Raw genomic sequence first — 22623 nt, 5'->3', positions numbered from 1 at the left:
CGCTAGGAGGCATTCCTACCCGCCACCAGCGGATGGTCCGTTTTCGCACCACATCGCCCGTCAGAGCCAATTGGCGGTTTTCGTTGCCCCTTGGGTGTCTTTCTCCGCAGAGGCCACCGTCGCAGGGTGCCGCGCCGGACGACACCCCCCGACAGGCGGCTCACACGTTCGGGGGCGGCCCGTCGATCGGGCGTCCGAGCACCCCGGGGCGCCGCTGCCACGGCAACGGCCCGGCGGGCGGCCGGTAGGCGACCCCCAGGGCGTCAAGTCGCGCGTAGTGCGCGGTCATTCGCTCCTCGAAATCCGCGAAGTCGCGTTCCGCGGGCGGGGGCAGGGCGCTCCAGGCGACCTCCGCGAAGGCCACGAGCCGCGGGAAGGCCTGGTAGTCCACGCGGTCCCGGTCCTCCATCACCTCGGTCCACAGATTGGCCTGGGTGCCCAGTACGTGCCGCGCCTGAGCGGGGGTCAGCTCCGGTGGAACGGGTTCGAAGCGGTAGACGTCCTCCAGGGTGCGCACGAAGCCGATGGGCACCGGCTCGTCGGGGCCTTCGGCCTGCCGGTGGTCCAGGTAGACCTGCTGCTCGGGGCACATGACGACGTCGTGGCCGGCCCGGGCGGCCGTGATGCCGCCCCGGTAGCCGCGCCACGAGGAGACGGTGGCGCCCGGGGCGAGCCCGCCCTCCAGGATCTCGTCCCAGCCGATCAGCCGGCGTCCGCGTGCGGTGAGCCAGTCGTCGAAGTGGCGGATGAACCAGGACTGCAGCGCGTCCTCGTCCGCGAGGCCCAGTTCGGTGATCCGTGCCTGTGCGGCGGGGGACGCCTTCCACTGGTCCTTGGCGCACTCGTCGCCGCCGACGTGGATGAACTCCGAGGGGAACAGGTCGAGGAGTTCCTCGAAGACGCCCTCGTAGAAGCGAAGGGCGTTGTCAGTGGGTGCGAGTACGTTTTTGGAGACGCCCCAGGTGTCCCAGACGGAGAGGGAGTGCGTGTCGACGACATCGGTGTTGCCGAGTTCCGGATATGCGGCGATGGCGGCCTGCGAGTGCCCCGGGATGTCGATTTCGGGGACGACGGCGATATGCCGTTCGGCGGCGTACGCGACGATCTCGCGGATGTCGTCCTGGGTGTAGAAGCCCCCATGCGGCTTCTCCTCCCAGTGGGGCGAGGCGCGATGACCGAATTTGGTGCGTGCCCGCCATGATCCGGTCTCCGTGAGCTTCGGATACCGCTTGATCTCGATACGCCAGCCCTGGTCGTCGGTGAGGTGGAAGTGGAAGACGTTGAGCTTGTGCGCGGCCATCAGGTCGAGTTGGCGCAGGACGCCGTCCTTCGGCATGAAGTGCCGCGAGACGTCGAGCATCAGACCGCGCCAGCCGAATCGCGGTGCGTCCTCGACGGTCAGGTTCGGGACGGTGTACGTGACGCCCGGTCGGACGGGTGCGCGGCGGAAGGCTTCGGGGCCGATGAGCTGGCGCAGTGTCTGGGCTCCCCAGAACACTCCGGCGCCGCTCCCGCCGCGGATCTCGATGCCCCGTCCGGAATCGGCGTCGAGTACGTAGGCCTCCGGCGGGAGGGACTCGTCGATACGCAACCGCACGGTGTTCGGGGCGTTTTCCGCACCGGTCGCGCTTTCGGTGCCGGACGTGTTTTCGGGGCCGCCGGCGCTTTCGGGAGCGGGCGGCAGCGAAAGTCCCAGGGCGGCGCCGAGGGTGAGGCGCAGCCAGCGTTCGGTGGTGCCCGTGCCGGGGCCGGCCGACAGGGTGGTGGCCGCGTCGAGCGGGACACCCGGGCCGGCGGAACGCCGTACCGAGCGGGGCGCGGGGATCACCCCGGCCGGGGCGTCGGGGGTCGGGGCTACGGGTGTCGCGTCGCTCACGTCAGTCCTTCACCGCGCCGCCGAGTCCGGAGACCAGGCGCCGCTGTACGAGTACGAAGAAGATCAGCACGGGAATCGTCATCACGGTGGAACCGGCCATCACGCCGCCCCAGTCCGGGTCGTCGGGCTTGTAGAAGACGAGGAGGGCCATCGGCAGCGTGGACTGCGAGGTGTCGCTGATGATGAACGATTTGGCGAACAGGAAGTCGTTCCAGGCGGAGATGAACGAGAACACGCTGGTGGCGACGAGCCCGGGAAAGACCAGCGGGAAAAGGATCTGCCACAGGAACCGCGTCCGGCTCGCCCCGTCGATGTGGGCGGCCTCCTCCAGTGCCTCGGGGACGGCCTTCACGAAGCCCCGCAGCATCCAGATCGCGAAGGGCAGTGAGAAGGCGATGTGCGGCAGGATCAGCGCGCCCAGGGTGTTGAGCTGACCGAAGTCCCGCATCTGGAAGAAGAGGGGGATCGTCAGTGCCTCGACGGGCACCATCTGGGCGACCAGGAACATGATCAGCAGGGTGGTCCGGAAGCGGAAGCGGAATCGTGTCACGGCGGTCGCGGCGAGAAACGCGATGAGCGCCGAGACGGCGACGACGGTGACCGCGACGACAAGACTGTTGAGGAAGTAACGGCCGAATTCCTGCTGCCCGAAGACGCGCCGGAAGGAATCCAGCGACGGGGAGAGCGTCCAGGGCCGCGGCTCGCTCGACTCGATCTCCCCGGCCGGTTTGAAGGCGCTGAGCACCATCCAGTAGAGGGGGAATGCGACGACCGCCGCGATCAGCAGCGCCGAGACCTCGGCGGCCAGCCGCCACGGCCGTCGCACGGAACGGCGTACGAGATTTCGCACGAATCCGGTCCGCGCGGAATGCCCGGACGTCACGGAACTCACAGCTCTTCCCCCTGCCTTCGCAGCAGCCTCAGATATACGAGCGTGACCGCCAGCAGAATCAGCAGCATCACCACTCCGATCGCCGACCCGAGGCCGTACTGGGAGGACGCGAAGGCCTTTTGATACGCGTACACGTTCAGGACGAGGTTCTGGCCCGCGATGCCGCCGCCGTTCGTCATGACGTAGATCTGGGTGAAGACCTTGAAGTCCCAGATGACCGACTGGATGGTGACGACCACGAGGATCGGGCGGAGCATCGGCGCGAGCACCGAGCGCCAGATCCGCCACTGGGAGGCGCCGTCCAGGGAGGCGGCCTCCAGGACCTCTGAGGGCACGGCGCGGATCCCGGCGTACACGGTGACCATCACGAACGGGAAGGAGCACCAGACGACTTCGAGCAGGACGAGGGCGAAGGCGCTGTAGCGGCCGTACGTCCAGGAGTGGTCGCCGAGCCCCAGGGCCCGGTTGACGGGGCCGAAGTCGGGGTCGAACAGGAGCAGCCACACCGTGGACCCGGTGACCGCGGGGGTCGCCCAGGCGCCGAGCGCGGCCAGCATCAGGGCGAGCCGGGGGACGGCACGGACACGTGTCAGGAGGACCGCGAGCGCGCAGCCGACCGCGAGGGTCGACACGACGCACGCCGACGCGAACACCACGGTGGCGAGCAGCACTTGCCAGAACTGCTCGTCGCGGAAGAGCGTCGCGTAGTTCCCGAAGCCCTGGAAGGACGTCGGCTCGCCGCCGCTGACCTGCGCCTGGGTGTACTCCAGGAACGAGATCAGGCCGAGCTGGTAGACGGGGTAGACGAGCAGGCCGCCGATGACGACGAGCGCGGGGGCGAGGTAGAGCCAGGGCGTCCAGCCGCCGCGGGCGAGCGGGGATCTGCGGCCCGTCGCGGGGCGGCGGCCCGGCCGGGGCGCCTTCGTGGCGTTCCCGGCCGGCGACTCCCGCACGGCGGGTCCGGCGGCCGGGGCCGGCCCGGGGGCGGCCCCCGGGGCGGCCCCCGGGGCGGACACCGCGAGCGGCCGGTCGGTCATCCGGCTCATCCGGCGGAGCTGAACGCGTCGTTCATCTTCTTGGCCGCGTCCTTGGAAGCGGCCTCCACGACCTTACGTCCGCTGACGACCTCCTGGAACATCGTCGGCAGGACCAGGGACGCGTCGATCTGCGACCAGGCGGGTGAGGCGGGGACGAACTTGGCGCCGGAGCCGAGGGTCTTCACGAAGGGCTCGACGAACGGTTCGCGCTTGGCGACGTCCTGGCGCACGTCCGTGAACGTCGGCAGGAAGCCCATCGCGTCGAAGAGCGCGCCCTGCGTCTTCTTCGACGCGAGCTGTTCCATCAGGTCGACGGCGAGGGTGCGGTGGGTGGTGCTGTTGAGCACGCCGAGGTTGTTGCCGCCCGCGAAGGCGGGGGCGATCTCACCGGACTCCACGCCGGGCAGCGGGACGACCTTGTACTTGCCCTTGACCTTGCCCGCCTCGATCGCCGCGTGGCTGAAGTCGCCGCCGATGGCCATGCCGGCCTTGCCGGAGGCGAACGCGGTGACGGTGTCGTTGCCGCCCATGCCCGCGCACTTGGCGGCCGGACAGTTGTCGTCGCCGAAGAGCGAGGTGTAGGCCTTGATGCCCTTCTGGGCCTCGGCGCTGTCGATGGTCGAGGCGTACGAGCCGCCCTTGCCCTCGGCGAGTTCACCGCCGTTGGACCAGATGAACGGCATCGCGCCGTACGTGTAGGCGCCGCCGACCGCGAGCCCGTACAGGTCCGGCTTCGCCTGCCGGATCTTCTTGGCCGTGCTGATCAGCTCGGCTTGCGTCTTGGGCACTTCGAGGTCCAGGTCCTCGAAGATGTCGGTGCGGTAGTAAAGGGCGCGGACGCCGACGAAGTACGGGGCTCCGTAGATCTTGCCGTCGACCGTGACGGACTGCTTGGCGGTCGGGTCGGTGTCCTTGGACTCGCTCCAGTCCGTGAACTCCTCGCTGACGTCCGCGAGTCCGCCGTCCTTGACGTAACCGGCGGTGTCCGTGTTGCCGTACTCGATGAGGTCGGGCGCGCTCTTGGGGTCGTTGAAGGCGGCCTTGATCTTCTCGGCGCGGGTCTCGACGGGGATGTACTGGACGTCGACCTTCGTGCCCTTGTGGGCCTTCTCGAAGGCGGTGACGACACCGTCGACCACCTTCTCCTTCGGCGCGTTGGCGACCTCCTGGAAGAGCCACACCCGCAGGGTGCCGCTCTTCTCGTCCTTGCCACCGGAGTTGTCGGACGACTCAGGGGCGCAGGCGGTCGCCGTGAGCCCGGCGACGACGAGGGCGGCGATCGGGGCGGCCATACGGGCGGAGAGGGGTGCGAGCTTCATGGGGGCGTCCTCCGGGGGCGCGTTGCAGCATCTGCAATGGTGGTTTTGCGCTGCACAACACCCGGGAGGCTATGGAGTACATGAACATGCCCACAAGAGGTCTCAACCACTCTGTGACCGGCAGAAGCACTCCGTGCAACGGGCGCCCTGGACAAAGGCCCCGGATACGCCGCATACGCCGACCGCGCCCGGAGCCCCGCCGGTCAGCCGGACACGACAGAGCCGCGGCGCCCCGCACCGGGGCACCGCGGCCTTACTCCGTCGTACGCGGTCCGCGCGGCGCACCGCGCGCCGCGGGAGTGCGCCCCACGGCGTCGCGGGGCGCGGAGGGTGCGGGAGACCGCTAAGGCCATGACGGCGCTACTTGCCGCCGTCCTTGCCCTTGCCGCCGCCCTTGCCGTCGTCGCCGCCGGCGCCCATGGACTCGTAGATCTCCTTGCACATGGGGCACACGGGGTACTTCTTCGGGTCCCGGCCCGGGACCCACACCTTGCCGCAGAGTGCGACGACGGGCGTACCGTCGAGCGCGCTCGCCATGATCTTGTCCTTCTGGACGTAGTGGGCGAAGCGCTCGTGGTCCCCGTCGCCGTGCGACGTCTGCGGCGTCGGCTCTACGAGGGTTCCCGTCCCAGTGCCTCGCTGGGGCTGGGTCTCAGGCTCAAGAGTGCTCATAAACGCAAGAGTACTGAAGGCGGAGGACATCAGTTGAGCGAAGGGTCGTCCGGATACGTGGCCACCATCGCCAGTTCGTTGCGCTGACGGCGCAGCACCTCGCGCCACAGCCGTTCCGGAGCGGGCGAGGAGACGTCGCCGGGCTCGGACTCGACGACGTACCAGGCGCCCTCGCCCAGTTCGTCCTCCAGCTGTCCCGGCCCCCAGCCCGCGTACCCCGCGAAGATCCGCAGGGAGCCGAGCGCCGAGGCGAGCAGCTCCGGCGGGGCCTCCAGGTCCACGAGCCCGATCGCGCCGTGCACCCGGCGCCAGCCGAGCGGCGCGCGCTCCCCGGAGGCGCCGCCCGGGATCACCGCCACGCCGAGCGCGGAGTCCAGGGAGACCGGGCCGCCCTGGAAGACGACCCCGGGCTCCCCCGCCAGTTCCGCCCAGCCCGCGAGGATGTCGCCCACGTCCACGGGGGTCGGGCGGTTGAGGACGACGCCCAGCGAGCCCTCCTCGTCGTGGTCGAGGAGCAGCACCACCGCGCGGTCGAAGTTGGGGTCCGCCAGGGCGGGTGTGGCCACGAGCAGCCGCCCTGTGAGCGAGGACACCTCGGTCATGCGTGACATGATCCCGCATCTTCCCCGCGCACGGGGAGGCAATACCCGTAACCACGTGAATGCAGCTCAGGGCGCAGGGGTGCAGGTGGAGCGCACGACGGGGCCGGTGACCCCACGTGTCCGATTAGGCACGGTTCGTGTTGTGGCAAAGCTATGACGTGCCTGAGAGCCCCTCGGGCTTACAGAAGGGGGGTGGGCGGCCATTACCCTTGCTTCTTCGCCTCTGTCCCACCAATCGGAACGCGAGATACATGACCGTCAACGGCTCAGACGACGTACTCCTTGTCCACGGCGGAACCCCGCTGGAGGGTGAGATCCGTGTCCGCGGTGCGAAGAACCTCGTACCGAAGGCCATGGTTGCCGCACTGCTCGGCAGTGCTCCGAGCCGGCTGCGCAACGTCCCGGACATCCGCGACGTGCGGGTCGTACGCGGACTGCTGCAGCTGCACGGGGTGACGGTCCGTCCGGGTGAGGAGCCGGGCGAGCTCATCATGGACCCGTCGCACGTGGAGAGCGCCAACGTCGCGGACATCGACGCCCACGCGGGTTCGTCGCGCATCCCGATCCTGCTGTGCGGCCCGCTGCTGCACCGCCTCGGCCACGCGTTCATCCCGGGCCTCGGCGGCTGCGACATCGGCGGCCGGCCGATCGACTTCCACTTCGAGGTGCTGCGGCAGTTCGGCGCGACGATCGAGAAGCGCGCGGACGGCCAGTACCTGGAGGCTCCGCAGCGGCTGCGCGGCACGAAGATCGAGCTGCCGTACCCGTCCGTCGGCGCGACCGAGCAGGTGCTGCTGACGGCCGTCCTCGCGGAGGGCGTCACGGAGCTGTCGAACGCGGCGGTCGAGCCGGAGATCGAGGACCTGATCTGCGTCCTGCAGAAAATGGGCGCGATCATCGCGATGGACACCGACCGCACCATCCGCGTCACGGGCGTCGACAAGCTCGGCGGTTACACCCACGCGGCCCTGCCGGACCGCCTGGAGGCCGCCTCGTGGGCTTCCGCGGCCCTGGCGACCGAAGGCAACATCTACGTCCGCGGCGCCCAGCAGCGCTCGATGATGACGTTCCTCAACACCTACCGGAAGGTCGGCGGCGCCTTCGAGATCGACGACGAGGGCATCCGCTTCTGGCACCCCGGCGGCCAGCTCAAGTCGATCGCGCTGGAGACGGACGTCCACCCGGGCTTCCAGACCGACTGGCAGCAGCCCCTCGTGGTCGCCCTCACGCAGGCCACCGGCCTCTCCATCGTCCACGAGACGGTGTACGAGTCCCGTCTCGGCTTCACCTCGGCGCTGAACCAGATGGGCGCGCACATCCAGCTCTACCGCGAGTGCCTGGGCGGCTCGCGCTGCCGTTTCGGCCAGCGCAACTTCCTGCACTCGGCGGTCGTGTCGGGCCCCACCAAGCTCCAGGGCGCCGATCTGGTCATCCCCGACCTGCGCGGCGGCTTCTCGTACCTCATCGCGGCGCTGGCGGCCCAGGGCACGTCCCGGGTGCACGGCATCGACCTGATCAACCGCGGCTACGAGAACTTCATGGAGAAGCTGATCGAGCTGGGCGCGAAGGTGGAGCTGCCGGGCAAGGCGCTCGGCTGACGATCGGCCCGGCCGGCGTCCGAGGCCGTCTTTCAGCGAACCACGATGGGGCGGCACCCGGAGTCCGGGTGCCGCCCCATCAGCGTTCTCAGCGAAGCGCTAAGCGCTTACTTGCCCTTGGCGGCTTCCTTGAGCTTGCTGCCCGCGGAGACCTTGACGCTGTAGCCGGCCGGGATCTGGATCGGGTCACCGGTCTGCGGGTTGCGAGCGGTACGAGCGGCACGGTGGGTGCGCTCGAAGGTCAGGAAACCGGGGATGGTGACCTTCTCGTCGCCCTTGGCGACGATCTCACCGACGGTCTCGGCGAAGGCGGCCAGAACGGCGTCTGCGTCCTTGCGGGTCACCTCGGCACGGTCGGCCAGGGCGGCCACCAGCTCACTGCGGTTCATGTTGTTACTCCCGTGTTCTTCTTGCCGTTGAGGCGTGCCACGCGGCGGAGCCGCATATCGGGCACGTCGAAGCCGATGCTGCCAGGGTCCTCGGCGGTCCCCGGACCCGGGTCCGTGGCCGGACCCTCGCGCCCGAAGACGCATCCTGCCCCCACCTGCGGCGGGAAAGCCAATCCGGCACCCCTGAGAGTCACACGAAAAGCGCCACGGCCTCGAAATGGTGACGCTCCGTCCGCTCCCGGCAGCGGACCGCAGGGCCGGTGAGGGCCTGGTGGGCCCGCAGGGACCGAGCCATGGCCGCCACCCTAGAGGCGGGCTTGCGCCCTGTGTCCGGCGACGCGCCGGTTTGGGCGCGGGGTGGTGACCGTCACAGCGGCCACCTCTACGGGGCTCCGCCCCGAACCCCCACGACGCCGACCTTCGTCCGCGGCCCGGTGGGGGCGGGCCGCGCAGTTCCCCGCGCCCCTGGAAGGCGGGGCTGCGCCCCTGCCTTTCAGGCCGACCGGTGTTTGAGGGCGAGGGCGCAGCCCGCCCTTCAGGGGCGCGAGGAACTGCGCGACCAGCCCCCACCGAGCCCGCAGACAAAGCTTCCACCCCCCGCGCGCAAGCGCGATGCAGGGCCCGGGGCGCAGCCCCGCCCTTCAGGGGCGCGGGGAACTGCGCGACCAGCCCCCACCGGGCCCGCAGACGAAACTCCCGGCCCGTGCGCGCAAGCGCGATACGAGGGCCCGGGGCGCAGCCCCGCCCTTCAGGGGCGCGGGGAACTGCGCGACCAGCCCCCACCGGGCCCGCAGACGGAACTACGAGGGGGCTGGGGGCGGAGCCCCCGGGACGGTGGGACGGGGGCTCAGACCGTGACGCCCGCCGCCTTCGCCGCGTCGCGGACCGCCCCCGCCACCGCCCCCGCGACCTTGTCGTTGAAGACGCTGGGAATGATGTAGTTCGCGTTGAGCTCGTCCTCGGTCACGACCTCCGCCAGCGCCGTTGCGGCCGCAAGCATCATCTCGGTGTTGACCGTGCGGGACTGCGCGTCCAGGAGCCCGCGGAAGACACCCGGGAAGACCAGCACGTTGTTGATCTGGTTCGGGAAGTCCGAGCGACCGGTGGCCACGACCGCCGCGGTCTGCCGGGCGACACCCGGGTCGACCTCGGGGTCGGGGTTCGCGAGCGCGAAGACGATCGCGCCGTCGGCCATGGCGGCCACGTCGTCGCCGTCCAGCACGTTCGGGGCGGAGACGCCGATGAAGACGTCCGCGCCGCGCACGGCCTGCTTGAGCGTGCCCGTGACGCCCTCGGGGTTGGTGTTGTCGGCGATCCACCGCAGCGGCGAGTCCTCGGCGGCCTTCACCAGGTCCTCGCGGCCCGCGTGCACGACACCGTGGATGTCGGCCACGACGGCGTGCTTGACGCCCGCGGCGAGCAGCAGTTTCAGGATGGCCGTACCGGCCGCGCCCGCGCCCGACATGACGACGCGGATGTCGCCGATGGACTTGCCGGTCACGCGCAGCGCGTTCGTGAGCGAGGCGAGGACGACGATCGCCGTGCCGTGCTGGTCGTCGTGGAAGACGGGGATGTCCAGGGCCTCGCGCAGACGGGCCTCGATCTCGAAGCAGCGCGGGGCGGAGATGTCCTCCAGGTTGATGCCCGCGAAGCCGGGGGCGATCGCCTTGACGATCTCCACGATCGCGTCGGTGTCCTGCGTGTCCAGGCACAGCGGCCAGGCGTCGATCCCGGCGAACCGCTTGAAGAGCGCGGCCTTGCCCTCCATCACCGGCAGGGCGGCCTTCGGGCCGATGTTGCCGAGGCCCAGCACCGCCGAGCCGTCGGTGACGACCGCCACCGAGTTGCGCTTGATGGTCAGACGGCGGGCGTCCTCGGGGTTCTCGGCGATCGCCATGCAGACCCGGGCCACACCGGGCGTGTAGATCATCGAGAGGTCGTCACGGTTGCGGATGGGGTGCTTGGACGCCATCTCGATCTTGCCGCCGAGGTGCATCAGGAACGTACGGTCGGAGACCTTGCCGAGCGTGACGTCCTCGATGCCGCGCAGCTGCTCGACGATCTCTTCCGAGTGCTTCGTGGAGGACGCCGCGATGGTGACGTCGATACGGAGCTTCTCGTGGCCGGAGGCCGTCACGTCGAGGCCGGTCACCGAGCCTCCGCTGGACTCCACGGCGGTGGTGATCTGGGAGACCGCGGTTCCGCTCGCGGGCACCTCCAACCGGACCGTGATCGAGTAGGAGACGCTGGGCGCCGTTGCCATGGCCGACTTCCTCTGCTTTCACCGAAGTACTGCTAGTGCTGCGAGTACTAGTACTGCTGGTTCGCGGGTTTGCCGTCCGATCGTCGCACCTACCGCGGAGTACGTGGTAGCCGCCCCGGATTGCGAACCTTTTGTTCACCACGAAAGAGGTCCACGTCACCGGGTGACGTGGACCTCTGCCGTACGACTGCTGCAGTCGCTGACGTTCAATGACACCGACCCGCCATGCTCGCCTCGCGGCAAGTGGTCGCTCGTAGCGACGAAGGTTGGGCCCGGGGGCTTGGATCGGGCCGGTGTCACGTCAAAGGTAACAAACGATCCCCGTAAGGCAATTCCCGCACCGTGGGTTCACAGGGAAGCTTTACGCGGACGGGCCCGGCGGTTCACCGGGACGGGCCCCGCGATTCACGGGCCCCGGTCCGGAACAGGTCCGCTCACGCCCGCCCAGCCCCTCGGCAGTCCCTCTCAGCCCCGCTCAGTCCCTCGGCAGCCCCGCTCAGTCCCGCAGCAGATCCGGTACCCCGTCCGCGTCCGGCTCGTCGCGGGCCGCCGAGACGATGGTGAGCTGCTGGGTGGCCCGGGTCAGGGCCACGTACAGGACCCGCAGCCCGGCCGGCGACTCGTCGGCGATCTCCGCGGGCGAGACGACCACCGTGGCGTCGTACTCCAGGCCCTTGGCCTCCAGGCTGCCGAGGGCCACCACGCGGTCGCCGAGCCCGGCGAGCCAGCGTGCGGCCTCGCCGCGCCGGTTCATGGCGACGACGACGCCGACCGTGCCGTCGACCTGGTCGAGCAGCCGGGCGGCCTCCTCCCGCACGGTCTTCGACAGGGCCTCCCGCGCGCCTCCGGAGCCCTGACCGCCCGCGGCGCCGCCCGTCGCACCGCCCGCCGAGCCCGCCGCAGGCACCGCCGTGACGAACCGGGGCTGCACGCCCGTCGAGCGGACCGCGCGCGGCGACTCGGAGCCGGGCATGGCGAGCGCCAGCACCTTGGCGGCGAGCGAGGCGATCTCGGCCGGGTTGCGGTAGTTCACGGTGAGCGTGAAGCGGCGGCGCGGGCGGCTGCCGAGGGCCTCGTCACGGGCCTCGGCGGCCTCGTCGGGGTGCGACCAGGACGACTGGGCGGGGTCGCCGACGACCGTCCAGGTGGCGTGCCGGCCGCGGCGGCCGATCATGCGCCACTGCATGGGCGTGAGGTCCTGCGCCTCGTCGACGATGACGTGCGCGTACTCCGTACGCTCCTGGGCCAGCCGTTCGGCCCGCTCGCGCTGTGTCTCCTCGCGCTGGGGCATGAGCTCCTCCAGGCCCGTCAGCTGGTCGAGGGGGTCGAGGTCGCGCTTCTTGCGGGGGCGGGTCGGGGTGCCGACGATCGCCTCCAGTTCGTCGAGCATGGCCACGTCGTGCACGGAGAGCCCGTCGCGCTTGAGGGAGCGGGCCACCCGGCGCACCTCGCCGGGGTTGAGGATCCGCCGCGCCCAGCGCCCGAGGCGCCGCTCGTCGGCCATCGCCGCCAGGACGGCGCGCGGGGTCAGCTCGGGCCACCAGGCGTCGAGGAAGGCGATGAAGTCGTCCTCGGAGCTGACGTCCTCGTCGAACGACGAGCGCAGTTCGGCGGCCAGCTCGGGGTCGGTGTGCCGGGATCCGGCGCCGGAGCGCGACCAGAGGGCGTCGAGCAGCAGCTTGCGGGCGCGCGGGCGCAGCAGGTTCACGGGCGCGGTCCCGGAGAGCGCGTTGCTGCGGATGCGGTCCAGCTCGGGCGCCTCCAGTTCCAGCCGGCGCCCGAAGGCGACGACACGGAGCCGGGTGGGCGTGACGGCGGGGGCCCGCGTACCGGTCCCGTCGCCCTCCTCGCCGTCCTCACCCTCGTCGCCGAACGAGAGCTGTCCGGACGAGACCTGTCCGGACGAAGGCTGTCCGGACGAGTGCTGCCCGGCCGGGGCGGAGGCGCTGTTCCCGCCGGGCGCGCCCGGCGTCTCCAGTGCCCCGCGCGCCGCCTGCCGCAGCACCTTGAGCATCCGGTACGAGCCCTTGGCACGGGCGACGGCGGGTGCGTCGTACTGGGTGGCCTCGGCGCCGTCGACCAGGGAGCCGACCGCGCGGATGGCGACCTGGCCCTCCTCGCCGAGGGACGGCAGGACGCCCTCGGTGTACGCGACCAGCAGGGGCGTGGGCGAGACGATCAGGATGCCGCCCGCGTACCGTCTGCGGTCCTGGTAGAGCAGGTAGGCGGCCCGGTGCAGGGCCACCGCGGTCTTGCCGGTGCCGGGGCCGCCCTCCACGTACGTGACGGACGCGGCGGGGGCCCGGATGACCAGGTCCTGCTCGGCCTGGATGGAGGCGACGATGTCGCGCATGGTGTGGCTGCGGGCCTGGCCCAGGGCGGCCATCAGGGCGCCGTCGCCGATCACCGGGAGTTCGTTCCCGGCGAGGGTGGCCTTGAGCTCCGGGCGCATCAGGTCGTCCTCGACCCCGAGGACCTTGCGGCCCTTGGAGCGGATGACCCGGCGGCGTACGACCCGGCCGGGGTCGACCGGGGTGGAGCGGTAGAAGGGCGCCGCCGCGGGGGCCCGCCAGTCGATGACCAGCGGCGCGTACTCGGCGTCCAGGACGCCGATGCGGCCGATGTGGAGGGTCTCCGCGATGTCGGCGGTGTTGTCGGGGCGGACGGCTCCCTCGGCGGGTTCCACCGCCGTGTACGCGCCGTCCGGGCCCTTCTTGCCGTCCTTGCCCTGGAGGAGGTCGATCCTTCCGAAGAGGAAGTCCTCGAACTCGTTGTTCAGGCGGTTGAGATGGATCCCCGCCCGGAACACCTGCGCGTCGCGCTCCGCGAGTGCCCCGGGCGTACCGACCTGGCCGCGCTGGGCGGCGTCGTTCATCAGGAACTCCGCCTCGTGGATCTTTTCCTCAAGACGCTGGTACACCCGGTCGAGGTGTTCCTGTTCGACGCCGATCTCCCGGTCGCGTACGGAGTCGCCTACCGGATCGAGCGCCATTTCCTGCTGAACCTGAGCGGCCACCGGGCCCCCTTCTGACGTGCATGGCAGCCGTCAACCGTACGCGAAGGGGAGCCCGTCGGGCTACGTTTCCGCTCTTGATCCACTTACCGGTCGGCTTCGCGCCGGCTTTCCCGCCGACCCGCGGACGACTCCGCCGGCCGGCTCACGCGTCGACCTCGACCAGTTTGTCGCCGTCGAAGGTGACGACCTCGAAGTGGTCGATGTCGGCGTCGCTCATCGCCACGGCGCCCTGGAGGTAGAGCGGGTTCCTCGCCAGCTCGGTGGCGGCGCCCTTGATTCCGTAGCCCCACTTCGGGACGGTCCAGGTGGTCGCCGTCTCCCGCTCGCCGCTCTTGCTGACGGCGACCAGGGAGCACTTCTGCGGGCCCTTGACGTTCTTCAGCTGCAGGGCGACACCCGTGCCGTACGGCTTGCTCTCCATGCCGACCGCGGCGTTGACCTGAGTGGTCGCGTCCGTGGCCTGGACCTTGTCCTTCATGTCGGTGAACACCTGCTTGGCGGGGCTGACCGACGCCAGGGGCTTGGCCTCCTGCGCGGTGTCACCGCCGCCGGTGGCCGCGATCGCGGCGATCGGGCCGCCGATGATCAGCGAGGCGGCGAGCCCGAAGAACAGGCGCCGGCTCTTCTTGGCCTTGACGCGCCGCTCGACCACTTCGCCGACCAGCCGGTCGGAGAGCTGTGGGCTCGGGCGGACGGCCAGTGTCTCGCCGATGGCCGGTGTGCCCCGCGTACCCGGCAGATCCGCGAGGGCCGCGAGCATCGGCTCCATGCCCGCGAGTTCGTCGAGCTGCTGCCCGCACCACTCGCAGGTGGCGAGATGCGCCTCGAACTCGGTGGCTTCGGCGTCGTCGAGGATGCCCAGCGCGTAGGCCCCTACCGTCTCGTGCAGATCGCCCTGCCCTTGCGAACTTTGCATGGGTCCAGGACTACCCGTTCCGTATCCCCCGTATGTGCTCATGCCGTCACCCCCCGCTCCTCCAGTGCGAGCTTCATCGAACGCAGGGCATAGAACACCCGTGAGCGCACCGTGCCGCTGGGTATCCCCAGGGTTTCGGCGGCCTCGTTTACGGTACGCCCCTTGAAGTACGTCTCGACCAGTACCTCCCGGTGGGCGGGGGTCAGGTCGTCGAGCGCGTCAGAGAGTGTCATCAGCCACAACGCCTTGTCGATCTCGTCCTCCGCGGGAATGACCTCCAGCGGCGACGGGTCCACCTCCTGCGGCCGGGCCTGCCGGCTGCGGTGCCCGTCGATGACGATGCGCCGAGCGACCGTCACCAGCCAGGGGCGTACCGAACCAGTCGCTCGGTTGAGCTGACCGGCGTTCTTCCACGCGCGGATGAGCGTCTCCTGCACGACGTCCTCCGCCCGCTGCCGGTCCCCGGCGACCAGCCGCAGCACATAGGCGAGCAGGGGCCCCGCGTGTTCCCGGTACAGCGCACGCATCAGCTCCTCGTCGGGTTCCGAGGGCTGGGACATGCGATGTCGGGCCCTCGGCGATCGTTCATCGGCCACGGCGGAATCCTTGCGCACGCCTACCTCCGGTGTCCGGGGGATCCCCCAGTCGGTCGCTCATCTCCGGATACGGGTGCGGGCGTTGCGCTGTTCAAAGTGAATGGAATTCTTTGTGGGGACCGTGAGGATTTCTCCTCCTCATCTGCTCCACAAGTGCTTCACGAGGGATCCACGGCAGATCCTAAGCCCGTGCGAGGGCTGCTCTGCGCCGGTGCCTGGCCACCCGCTCACGGTTTCCGCACACCTCACTGGAGCACCACCTGCGACGACGCCCTCTGGACGTATCCAGGTAGACGATGGGGCAGTTGTCTCCCTCACACTGCCGGATGCTCGCGCGGGCCGCCGGATCCGTGAGGAGCTCCACCGTGTCACGGGCGACCGCCGCGAGGAGCGCCGCGCAGGTCGGCGGGGAGCACAGGGCGCGTACGAGCGAGCCGCCCGCGTCCCACACCGCCAAGGGTACGGGCGGTGCGGCGCGGGCGAGTTCGTTGACCCGGGCCAGCGCGACGGCGAAGGGCCGCGCGTCCCGGGACGGCTCCTGGCGCACCAACTGTCCTATATGGCCGCGTAGTTCACGGAAGTCCATGATCCAGGAGGAGTCGGCCGACGCGAGGGGCGTGCCCGCCGGGACGAGTCCGGATCCGGTGATCCAGGCCCGTAGCGGCTCGGCCGAGTCGAGCCGTTCCTCGGGGTGCGTGGTCGCCAGGAGATCGAGACAGATCCGCCCGGAGTCGAACCGCAGCTCGTACGGGGCCGTGGCCGTGCCCAGTGCCATGTGCCTGTCACCGCCTTGGGGTTGCCGCCAGGAGGGGCCGGTGAGGGATCGCGGGAGGTCGTGGGAGTTCGCGGGAGTTCGTGGGGTGGGGGTGCGTGAGAGGGCCGCGCGGGGCCCTTGAGGGGGCCGCGCAGGGCTCGTACTCCTACAGTGCCTTCCCCCGCGCGCGGCGTGAAGCCCCACGCCGCTCCGTACCCGCCCGCGCCTCCCGGCCACCGGCCCCGCACCGGGCGGGCGTTGGACGTCCGCTTATGCCGGTGCGCGTCCGAACCATGTCGTCCGGGTACCGCCCGGCGCTTGACTCGACGGCATGACGACCGACACGGGGAACAAGACGGTGGAGAGCGGCGGGAAACGGGGCGGGTCCGCCGGAGGTGTGCTGATCGCGGCCACGGTGGCCATGGGGCTGATCGCCGGGCTGTTCTACGCGTTCGCGTGCAGCATCATGCCGGCGCTGGCCCGCAGCGACGACCGGGTGTACGTCGAGGTCATGCAGAACATCAACGACGCCATCCAGAACCCGGTGTTCTTCCTGAGCTTCCTCGGCGCGCTGCTGCTGACGGCGGTCTGTGCCTGGCAGTTGCGCGGCTCACCGCGGGTGCGCGGGTGGGTCTTCGGGGCGCTCGTCGCGTACGGGCTGGCGTTCCTGTTCACCGTCGCCGTGAACATCCCGCTGAACGACGCCCTCATGGACGCCGGGGATCCGGCGACGACGGCCGACCCGGCGTCCGTGCGCGAGGAGTTCGAGGACCCGTGGGTGGCCTGGAACGTCGTACGGGCCGCGCTGTGCACGCTCGCGCTGGGCCTGCTGGCACGGGCGCTTACGCTGTACGGCCGCCACGGTCGACCGGGGCACCAGGGATAGGCGTACGTGTCAGACGTAGAGGTACGTGTCAGACGCAGGCGTACTCGCCAGGGATGGGCGTGCGTGTCAGACGTCGGCGTATTTGGAGTCGGCGGCCGGGTCCAGCGCCAGCCGGTAGCCGCGCTTGACGACGGTCTGGATGAGTTTGGGAGTGCCCAGTGCCGTGCGCAGCCGGGCCATCGCGGTCTCCACGGCGTGCTCGTCCTTGCCGGCGCCGGGCAGCGCCCGCAGCAGTTCGGCGCGGGCCACCACCCAGCCGGGCCGCCGGGACAGGGCGCGCATCAGCGACATCCCGGCGGGCGGTACGGGCCGCAGCGCGTCGTCCACCAGCACCGCGTGCCCGCGGATCTCCACCCGGTGCCCGGCGATCGGCAGGGTCCGCGCGCGGGAGGGCAGTTCCTTGCACAGCACCTGTACGAGGGGGCCGAGCCGGAAGCGTTCCGGCTGGACCGTGTCGACGCCCCTGGCCTGCAACGGCAGCGCGGTGACCGGGCCGACGCAGGCGGGCAGCACGTCGTGGTTGAGGGCGGCGAGCAGTTCGGGCAGCAGCCCGCGGTCGTCGGCGCGGTTCAGCAGGGAGGCGGCGGCCGGGGCGCTGGTGAAGGTCAGCGCGTCCAGGCCGCGGCCGACCGTGGCGTCGAGCAGCCGGTCCAGGGGCCCGATGTCCTCGGGGGCCATCCACCGGTAGACGGGAACGCCGACGACCTCGGCGCCCGCGGCCCGCAGCGACTCGACGAAACCGGGCAGCGGTTCGCCGTGCAGCTGGACCGCGATACGACGACCGTCGACCCCTTCGTCCAGGAGCCGGTCGAGCACTTCGGCCATGGATTCGGAGGACGGGGACCATTCCTCGGTCAGCCCTTGGGCGCGTACCGCACCTTTGACCTTGGGTCCGCGGGCGAGCAGCTCGACGCTTCGGAGCACGTCGAGCAGTTGCTCCCCGAGGCCCCAGCCGTCGGCGGCCTCGACCCAGCCGCGGAACCCGATCGCGGTGGTGGCGACGACGATGTCCGGCGCCTGGTCGAGCAGCTGCTTGGTCGCCGCCAGCAGTTCGCTGTCGTCGGCGAGCGGCACGATCCGCAGGGCGGGGGCGTGCAGGACGGCGGCTCCGCGCCGCTGGAGCAGGGCGCCGAGTTCGTCGGCGCGGCGGGCGGCGGTGACACCGACGGTGAATCCCGCGAGCGGCCCGTGGTCCTGCTGGTCGGGCCGGCCGGGTGGCTGCTGTGTCCGGTCCGGTTGCTGCGATTCCGGCTGCTGCGGTTCCGGTTGCTGCGATTCCTCGTACATGGATGGCATGGATGGCTCTCGTCCCGCTGGAGTGGTGTTCGTCCGCGTCACCCGCTGGGTTGGGGCGCCCCGCCTACCCGCCTCACGACGGACGACCGAGCCTGTCAATCATGCGTGACAGGCTCGGTTCCGCCTGATGTCGCCCGTGTTACGTCACGTGTCGGGCCGTGTGCCGGGTTACACCTCGGCGTAGCTGAGCTGCGTCTTCGCCTCCGACGCGGTCGTGACGGTCGACCCGGAGGCGGCGGGGCGGCGAAGGTATACGGCCCAGGTGACCGCGAAGCAGGCGCCGTAGAAGGCGAGGAAGGCGACGAAGGCCCCAGTGCCGGACCCGACGCTGAGGAAGGACTGCCGGAAGGCGAGGTTGATACCGAGCCCGCCGACCGCGCCCACGGCCCCGATGAGCCCCATCGAGGCCCCGGAGAGCCGCCGCCCGTACGACGCGGCCTCCTCGCCGGTGAGCCCCTTGGCGGCGGCCTTGGCCTGGAAGATGCCGGGGATCATCTTGTACGTGGAGCCGTTGCCGAGCCCGCTCAGCACGAACAGCACGATGAACGCGGTGGTGAACAGGGCGAGGGACTCCTCCATGGAGGCGACCACGATGACGGCGGTCGCGGCGCCCATGCCGACGAAGTTCCACAGGGTGATGCGGGCGCCGCCGTACTTGTCGGCGAGCCAGCCGCCCACGGGCCGGATCAGCGAGCCGAGGAGCGGTCCGATGAAGGTGACGTACGCCGACTCCAGCGGCGTACGCCCGAACTGTGTCTGGAGCACCAGACCGAAGGCGAAGCTGTAGCCGATGAACGACCCGAACGTCCCGATGTAGAGGAAGGACATGATCCAGGTGTGCGGGTCCTTCACGGCCTCCTTGGCGGCGCCGGTGTCGTTCTTCACGGACGTGATGTTGTCCATGTAGAGGGCGCCGAGCACGGCCGCGACGACGATGAGCGGGATGTAGATCCCGAGCAGCAGCCGCGGTCCGCCGTTGGCCCCGATGACGGCGAGCCCGATGAGCTGCACGACGGGCACGCCGATGTTGCCGCCGCCGGCGTTGAGCCCGAGCGCCCAGCCCTTCTTCCGCAGCGGGAAGAAGGAGTTGATGTTGGTCATGGAGGAGGCGAAGTTGCCTCCGCCGACCCCGGCGAGCATGGCGCACACGAGGAAGGTGCCGAAGGACGTCCCGGGCTCCATCACCACGAAGGCGGCGATCGTCGGGACGAGCAGCATGCTCGCCGCGATGATGGTCCAGTTCCGGCCACCGAAGCGGGCGACGGCGAAGGTGTAGGGCACCCGGACGATGGCGCCGACCAGCGTGGCCATCGAGATGATGAAGAACTTGTCGGCGGGGGTCAGCCCGTACTCGGGCCCCATGAAGAGCACCATGACCGACCAGAGGGTCCAGATCGAGAACCCGATGTGCTCGGAGAGTACGGAGAAGAAGAGGTTCCGGTGGGCGACCTTCTCCCCCGTCTCCTTCCAGAACGTCTCGTCCTCCGGGTCCCACTGCTCGATCCAGCGGCCCCCCTTGCGCGTCGTGATGCTGCTGCTCGGGGCTGTCATCTCACGCCTCCACGATCTCTCCGGGTGGTATCTCCGAAGGTAGGGACGACTCGTTTCCGCTCTGTACCTGCGAGTGACCACGGGGGAACGTTGCTCTCACCCTCGGGCGGGGGGCGTGGTGAGGGTTTGCCATCGAGGGTGACACGGGGGGCTTGATCGGGGGGTGTGAACAGGGGGCGGACAGGGGTTACCGGACAGGGGTGCGCATAGGGGGGTCCCTGGGGTGCGCAGAGGGACACAGGAGATCCACTCAGGAGGTCTGCCCAGGAGGCCCACTCAGGAGGTCTGCTCAGGGGGTCTGCCAGGGGGTCCCCTCAGACCTCGAACCACAGCAGTTTCCCGGCGCCGCGTCCGAGCAGGCCGCTCCCCAGGGACCAGCCGCCCCACGAGGTCGCGCACTGCTGTACGAGGAAGAGCCCGCGCCCGCTCTCGGAGTCGACGGGGGTCGATGCGATCGGGCGGATCGTGGCGCTCTTCGCGCCCCGGCCCCCGGGAGGCTCGTCGAAGGGCGCCGGGACGTGGGGGCTGCTGTCCCACACACCCACGCGCAGACGCCCGTCGCCCAGCGCGGTCAGCCGCAGGGAGGCGGGCCCTCTGGTGTGCCGGTAGGCATTGGTGACGAGTTCGGACGTCAACAGCTCGACGACATCGAGGGTTTCGGCCATTCCGTGCCCGTGGAGGGCGGCCCGCACGGTCATGCGCGCGACGCGGGCGGCACGGGGGTCATGGGGCAACCGAAGGGCGTACGTCCAGGTGTCGGGCGGGGCTACGGTGACCATGGGTGCCTCCGAAAAGAGAGGGGTTGGGTGCACTTCCGCTGGCGATGCAGGACAACCGTAGAGCAGGCGGTTAGATGGATCTAACCTTTCTATACAGAAGCATCCATGCTTCACTCGTGTGAGGGAGAGGGACCCATGCCACGGCCAGGTAAGGAAGCGCTTTGCCGCCCACCAGTAATCCGACGCTGAGACAGCGAAGGTTCGGTGCCGAGCTGCGCAAACTTCGCGAACGGGCCGGATTGACCGCCACCGGTGCCGCCGGACTGCTCGGCGTCAACCAGGCACGCGTCAGCATGATCGAGACCGGCCGTACGCCCGTCAGCGCCGACAAGGTCCGCTCCATGGCCCGCGCGTACGCCTGCTCGGACGACCGGCTCGTCGACGCGCTGGCCGCGATGACCGGGCGCCGCGCCCGCGGATGGTGGGAGGAATACCGCGAGCACCTGACCGCCGCGCTGATCGACCTGGCAGAGCTTGAGCACCACGCGACCGGCCTGCGCGTGGCGCTGATCATCCACATTCCGGCCCTGCTGCAGACGACGGACCACGCACGATCGCTCTTCCAACAAGTGGCCCCGCCCATGCGGCAGTACGAGGTCGAGCACCGCCTCACGTTCCGCATCAAGCGGCAGGGCATCCTGCACCGGGAGAACCCGCCCCCGTACGCGGCGATCATTCACGAGTCGGCGCTCCGCATGGGCTTCGGCGGTCCCGCAGTGGCCCGCGCCCAGCTCAAGCATCTGATCGAGATGAGCGAGCTGGCCCATGTCACCCTCGGAGTGGTGCCCTTCGGCACGGACCGCTTCCCGACCACGGGGCAGTCGTTCGACTACCTCGACGGCCCTGTTCCGCAGCTCGACACCATCCAGTTGGACTCACACCACGGTGCCTGCGAATTCCTCGACGGCGAGGCGCAACTGAGTAAATACCGTGCCGTCCTGGACCGGATGGAGTCGTGCGCACTGAGTCCCGCCAAGTCGCGGGATTTCATCCACCGCCTCATCCAGGACACGTGAGAGGGACCAACTGTGCATGCCACCGACTGGCAGAAGTCGACGTACAGCGGCGACGGATCGAACTGCGTCTGTGTCGCCGCCACCCCCGCCGGAACCGTCGCCCTCCGGGAAAGCGACGCACCCGACACCACCCTCATAACCACCCGCGCCCGCCTGGGCGAACTGATACGCAGCCTGAAAACGTTTGAATCCCGGGCTCAAGCGGATTCTCGCGGGACGGGAGCGGAGTAAGGGCTGCCGGTTCGGCGAACCAGATGTCGGCCCCGGGAGCCGCGGCGGAGTCGTCGACGCTAGTTCCTACAACCTGGCCGATTGACCTCGATCATCAGCGGCCGTTCAGATAGGCAGTCATTTTTGTGACGTACACGATGTCCGCGACGGCCCGAACGCTGGTCTCGTTCGAAGAAATGGAAGCTTGAACGGTCTCGTCTTTCACCAGGGCGATGTCACCCACCACATGCGTAGAGAAACCACTGATCTCCACACCGCGCAAACCACCGAATCCCAACTCGACCTGGACCGTATTGAATCCCTGCAGTTGCCATGCGCGTGGAGCGTGTGCCGGATAATCCGGCAGGTCGAACCGCACTCGGAGCAAAGGACCCTCCCTGCTCAGGCCGACTTCATGAATGTGCACTCCCTCCAGTCGTGGAGGTGATCCCTGATAGATGGAGTTAATTCCGTCAGGGTTCTCCAACAGAGCTGTCCAGGCCGACGGATCAGCGAGTATGTGCGATCACCTCGTCAGCGCCATCATATTCTGCGAAGTCTCCGTACACGGGACGCGGAACACCATCCACCACATCGGCGCCGCAAAAATACCTGGGCCCTGGAGCAGAGGAGTACAGGTAGTCAATATCCTTCAAGGCGTCGACGGTCCGGCATACGAGTCCCGGCTCACGCCACGAGTACATGACGAAGACGAACTCGTGCCGCCCGGCCGGAAGGTCGGAGAATTCGAGAAGAAAATCTTCCCACTCATCATTGTCGGGCAGGTACAGGCTGGCATGCGGCACCTCGCTCCACAGCACGCGGCTCGTGGCCCAAGGAAACTTGCTCAGAAAATCATTGAATCCGTCGGACACCTCCTTCCCGAGGGTCCAGTGCTCGCGCCCGGCCAGCCACGATTGAATGTGCTCCTGCTCGACGTGCATATCAAATCTCT

The 22623-nt window shown here is 69.7% G+C and carries 21 protein-coding genes; 4 read left to right on the top strand and 17 right to left on the bottom strand.

Annotation, left to right across the window (positions count from 1 at the left end; translation table 11 throughout):
• Positions 1-160: 160 nt before the first annotated feature.
• The 6 genes from J8N05_RS10815 to J8N05_RS10790 all read right to left on the bottom strand — a co-directional run bounded on the left by J8N05_RS10815 (position 161) and on the right by J8N05_RS10790 (position 6398).
• Positions 161-1876: a beta-N-acetylhexosaminidase gene (locus J8N05_RS10815; protein ID WP_247706228.1), complete on the bottom strand. Its 1716-nt coding sequence runs from the start codon at positions 1874-1876 to the stop codon at positions 161-163.
• Position 1877: 1 nt separating this feature from the next.
• Complete coding sequence (locus J8N05_RS10810; protein ID WP_210882215.1) at positions 1878-2726, bottom strand: carbohydrate ABC transporter permease; 849 nt, start codon at positions 2724-2726, stop codon at positions 1878-1880.
• Positions 2727-2764: 38 nt separating this feature from the next.
• Positions 2765-3805, bottom strand: a complete 1041-nt coding sequence (locus J8N05_RS10805) for a carbohydrate ABC transporter permease (RefSeq protein ID WP_407699968.1) — start codon at positions 3803-3805, stop codon at positions 2765-2767.
• Between the two features lie 5 nt (positions 3806-3810).
• On the bottom strand, positions 3811-5124 hold the full coding sequence (locus tag J8N05_RS10800) for an extracellular solute-binding protein (protein WP_210882213.1): 1314 nt from the start codon (positions 5122-5124) through the stop codon (positions 3811-3813).
• A gap of 360 nt (positions 5125-5484) precedes the next feature.
• Entirely contained in the window at positions 5485-5796 is a 312-nt protein-coding gene (locus tag J8N05_RS10795) for a DUF3039 domain-containing protein (RefSeq protein ID WP_189775099.1), read from the bottom strand.
• Between the two features lie 29 nt (positions 5797-5825).
• Positions 5826-6398: a YqgE/AlgH family protein gene (locus J8N05_RS10790; protein WP_210882211.1), complete on the bottom strand. Its 573-nt coding sequence runs from the start codon at positions 6396-6398 to the stop codon at positions 5826-5828.
• Positions 6399-6649: 251 nt separating this feature from the next.
• On the opposite strand from J8N05_RS10790, the gene murA reads away from it, so the two are divergent.
• The gene (gene murA, locus J8N05_RS10785; protein ID WP_210882209.1) at positions 6650-7996 is read left to right on the top strand and encodes a UDP-N-acetylglucosamine 1-carboxyvinyltransferase; all 1347 of its coding nucleotides are present in this window, start codon (positions 6650-6652) and stop codon (positions 7994-7996) included.
• 107 nt (positions 7997-8103) lie between these two features.
• On the opposite strand, the gene J8N05_RS10780 is transcribed toward murA, so the two are convergent.
• The 6 genes from J8N05_RS10780 to J8N05_RS10755 all read right to left on the bottom strand — a co-directional run bounded on the left by J8N05_RS10780 (position 8104) and on the right by J8N05_RS10755 (position 15951).
• Positions 8104-8385, bottom strand: coding sequence for an HU family DNA-binding protein (locus tag J8N05_RS10780; RefSeq protein ID WP_007382399.1), 282 nt, complete (start codon positions 8383-8385; stop codon positions 8104-8106).
• 847 nt (positions 8386-9232) lie between these two features.
• Complete coding sequence (locus tag J8N05_RS10775; protein ID WP_210882207.1) at positions 9233-10648, bottom strand: NAD-dependent malic enzyme; 1416 nt, start codon at positions 10646-10648, stop codon at positions 9233-9235.
• 496 nt (positions 10649-11144) lie between these two features.
• The gene (locus J8N05_RS10770) at positions 11145-13664 is read right to left on the bottom strand and encodes a HelD family protein (protein WP_247706226.1); all 2520 of its coding nucleotides are present in this window, start codon (positions 13662-13664) and stop codon (positions 11145-11147) included.
• Between the two features lie 142 nt (positions 13665-13806).
• Positions 13807-14580 (bottom strand): anti-sigma factor family protein, encoded by a 774-nt coding sequence (locus tag J8N05_RS10765; protein WP_210882205.1) that lies wholly within the window; start codon positions 14578-14580, stop codon positions 13807-13809.
• Between the two features lie 38 nt (positions 14581-14618).
• Positions 14619-15140 carry a sigma-70 family RNA polymerase sigma factor gene (locus tag J8N05_RS10760; RefSeq protein ID WP_010039908.1) on the bottom strand — a complete coding sequence of 174 codons (522 nt, stop codon included), beginning with the start codon at positions 15138-15140 and terminating at the stop codon, positions 14619-14621.
• Between the two features lie 217 nt (positions 15141-15357).
• A complete protein-coding gene (locus J8N05_RS10755; RefSeq protein WP_210882203.1) occupies positions 15358-15951 on the bottom strand; it encodes a CGNR zinc finger domain-containing protein in 594 nt (197 codons plus the stop codon).
• Between the two features lie 310 nt (positions 15952-16261).
• Between J8N05_RS10755 and J8N05_RS10750 the strand changes: the two genes are divergently transcribed.
• A complete protein-coding gene (locus J8N05_RS10750; protein WP_247706225.1) occupies positions 16262-16816 on the top strand; it encodes an anthrone oxygenase family protein in 555 nt (184 codons plus the stop codon).
• A 66-nt stretch (positions 16817-16882) separates the two neighbouring features.
• On the opposite strand, the gene J8N05_RS10745 is transcribed toward J8N05_RS10750, so the two are convergent.
• The 3 genes from J8N05_RS10745 to J8N05_RS10735 all read right to left on the bottom strand — a co-directional run bounded on the left by J8N05_RS10745 (position 16883) and on the right by J8N05_RS10735 (position 20442).
• The gene (locus tag J8N05_RS10745; protein ID WP_210890123.1) at positions 16883-18103 is read right to left on the bottom strand and encodes a uroporphyrinogen-III synthase; all 1221 of its coding nucleotides are present in this window, start codon (positions 18101-18103) and stop codon (positions 16883-16885) included.
• A 177-nt stretch (positions 18104-18280) separates the two neighbouring features.
• Entirely contained in the window at positions 18281-19663 is a 1383-nt protein-coding gene (locus J8N05_RS10740) for a nitrate/nitrite transporter (protein WP_210882201.1), read from the bottom strand.
• A gap of 314 nt (positions 19664-19977) precedes the next feature.
• Positions 19978-20442, bottom strand: coding sequence for an ATP-binding protein (locus J8N05_RS10735; protein WP_210882199.1), 465 nt, complete (start codon positions 20440-20442; stop codon positions 19978-19980).
• A gap of 161 nt (positions 20443-20603) precedes the next feature.
• Between J8N05_RS10735 and J8N05_RS10730 the strand changes: the two genes are divergently transcribed.
• Entirely contained in the window at positions 20604-21458 is an 855-nt protein-coding gene (locus tag J8N05_RS10730; RefSeq protein ID WP_210882198.1) for a helix-turn-helix domain-containing protein, read from the top strand.
• A 12-nt stretch (positions 21459-21470) separates the two neighbouring features.
• Complete coding sequence (locus J8N05_RS10725) at positions 21471-21689, top strand: DUF397 domain-containing protein (protein WP_210882197.1); 219 nt, start codon at positions 21471-21473, stop codon at positions 21687-21689.
• A gap of 94 nt (positions 21690-21783) precedes the next feature.
• Here the strand turns inward: J8N05_RS10725 and J8N05_RS10720 are convergent, their stop codons facing one another.
• Positions 21784-22155, bottom strand: coding sequence for an Imm50 family immunity protein (locus J8N05_RS10720; RefSeq protein ID WP_210882196.1), 372 nt, complete (start codon positions 22153-22155; stop codon positions 21784-21786).
• A gap of 22 nt (positions 22156-22177) precedes the next feature.
• Positions 22178-22612, bottom strand: a complete 435-nt coding sequence (locus tag J8N05_RS10715; RefSeq protein WP_210882195.1) for a hypothetical protein — start codon at positions 22610-22612, stop codon at positions 22178-22180.
• Positions 22613-22623 lie beyond the last annotated feature (11 nt).

This window comes from Streptomyces liliiviolaceus, assembly GCF_018070025.1.
Taxonomy (GTDB): domain Bacteria; phylum Actinomycetota; class Actinomycetes; order Streptomycetales; family Streptomycetaceae; genus Streptomyces; species Streptomyces liliiviolaceus.
The sequence above is the reverse complement of the archived record's forward strand: the minus strand, read 5'-3'. Positions and strand labels throughout refer to the sequence as shown.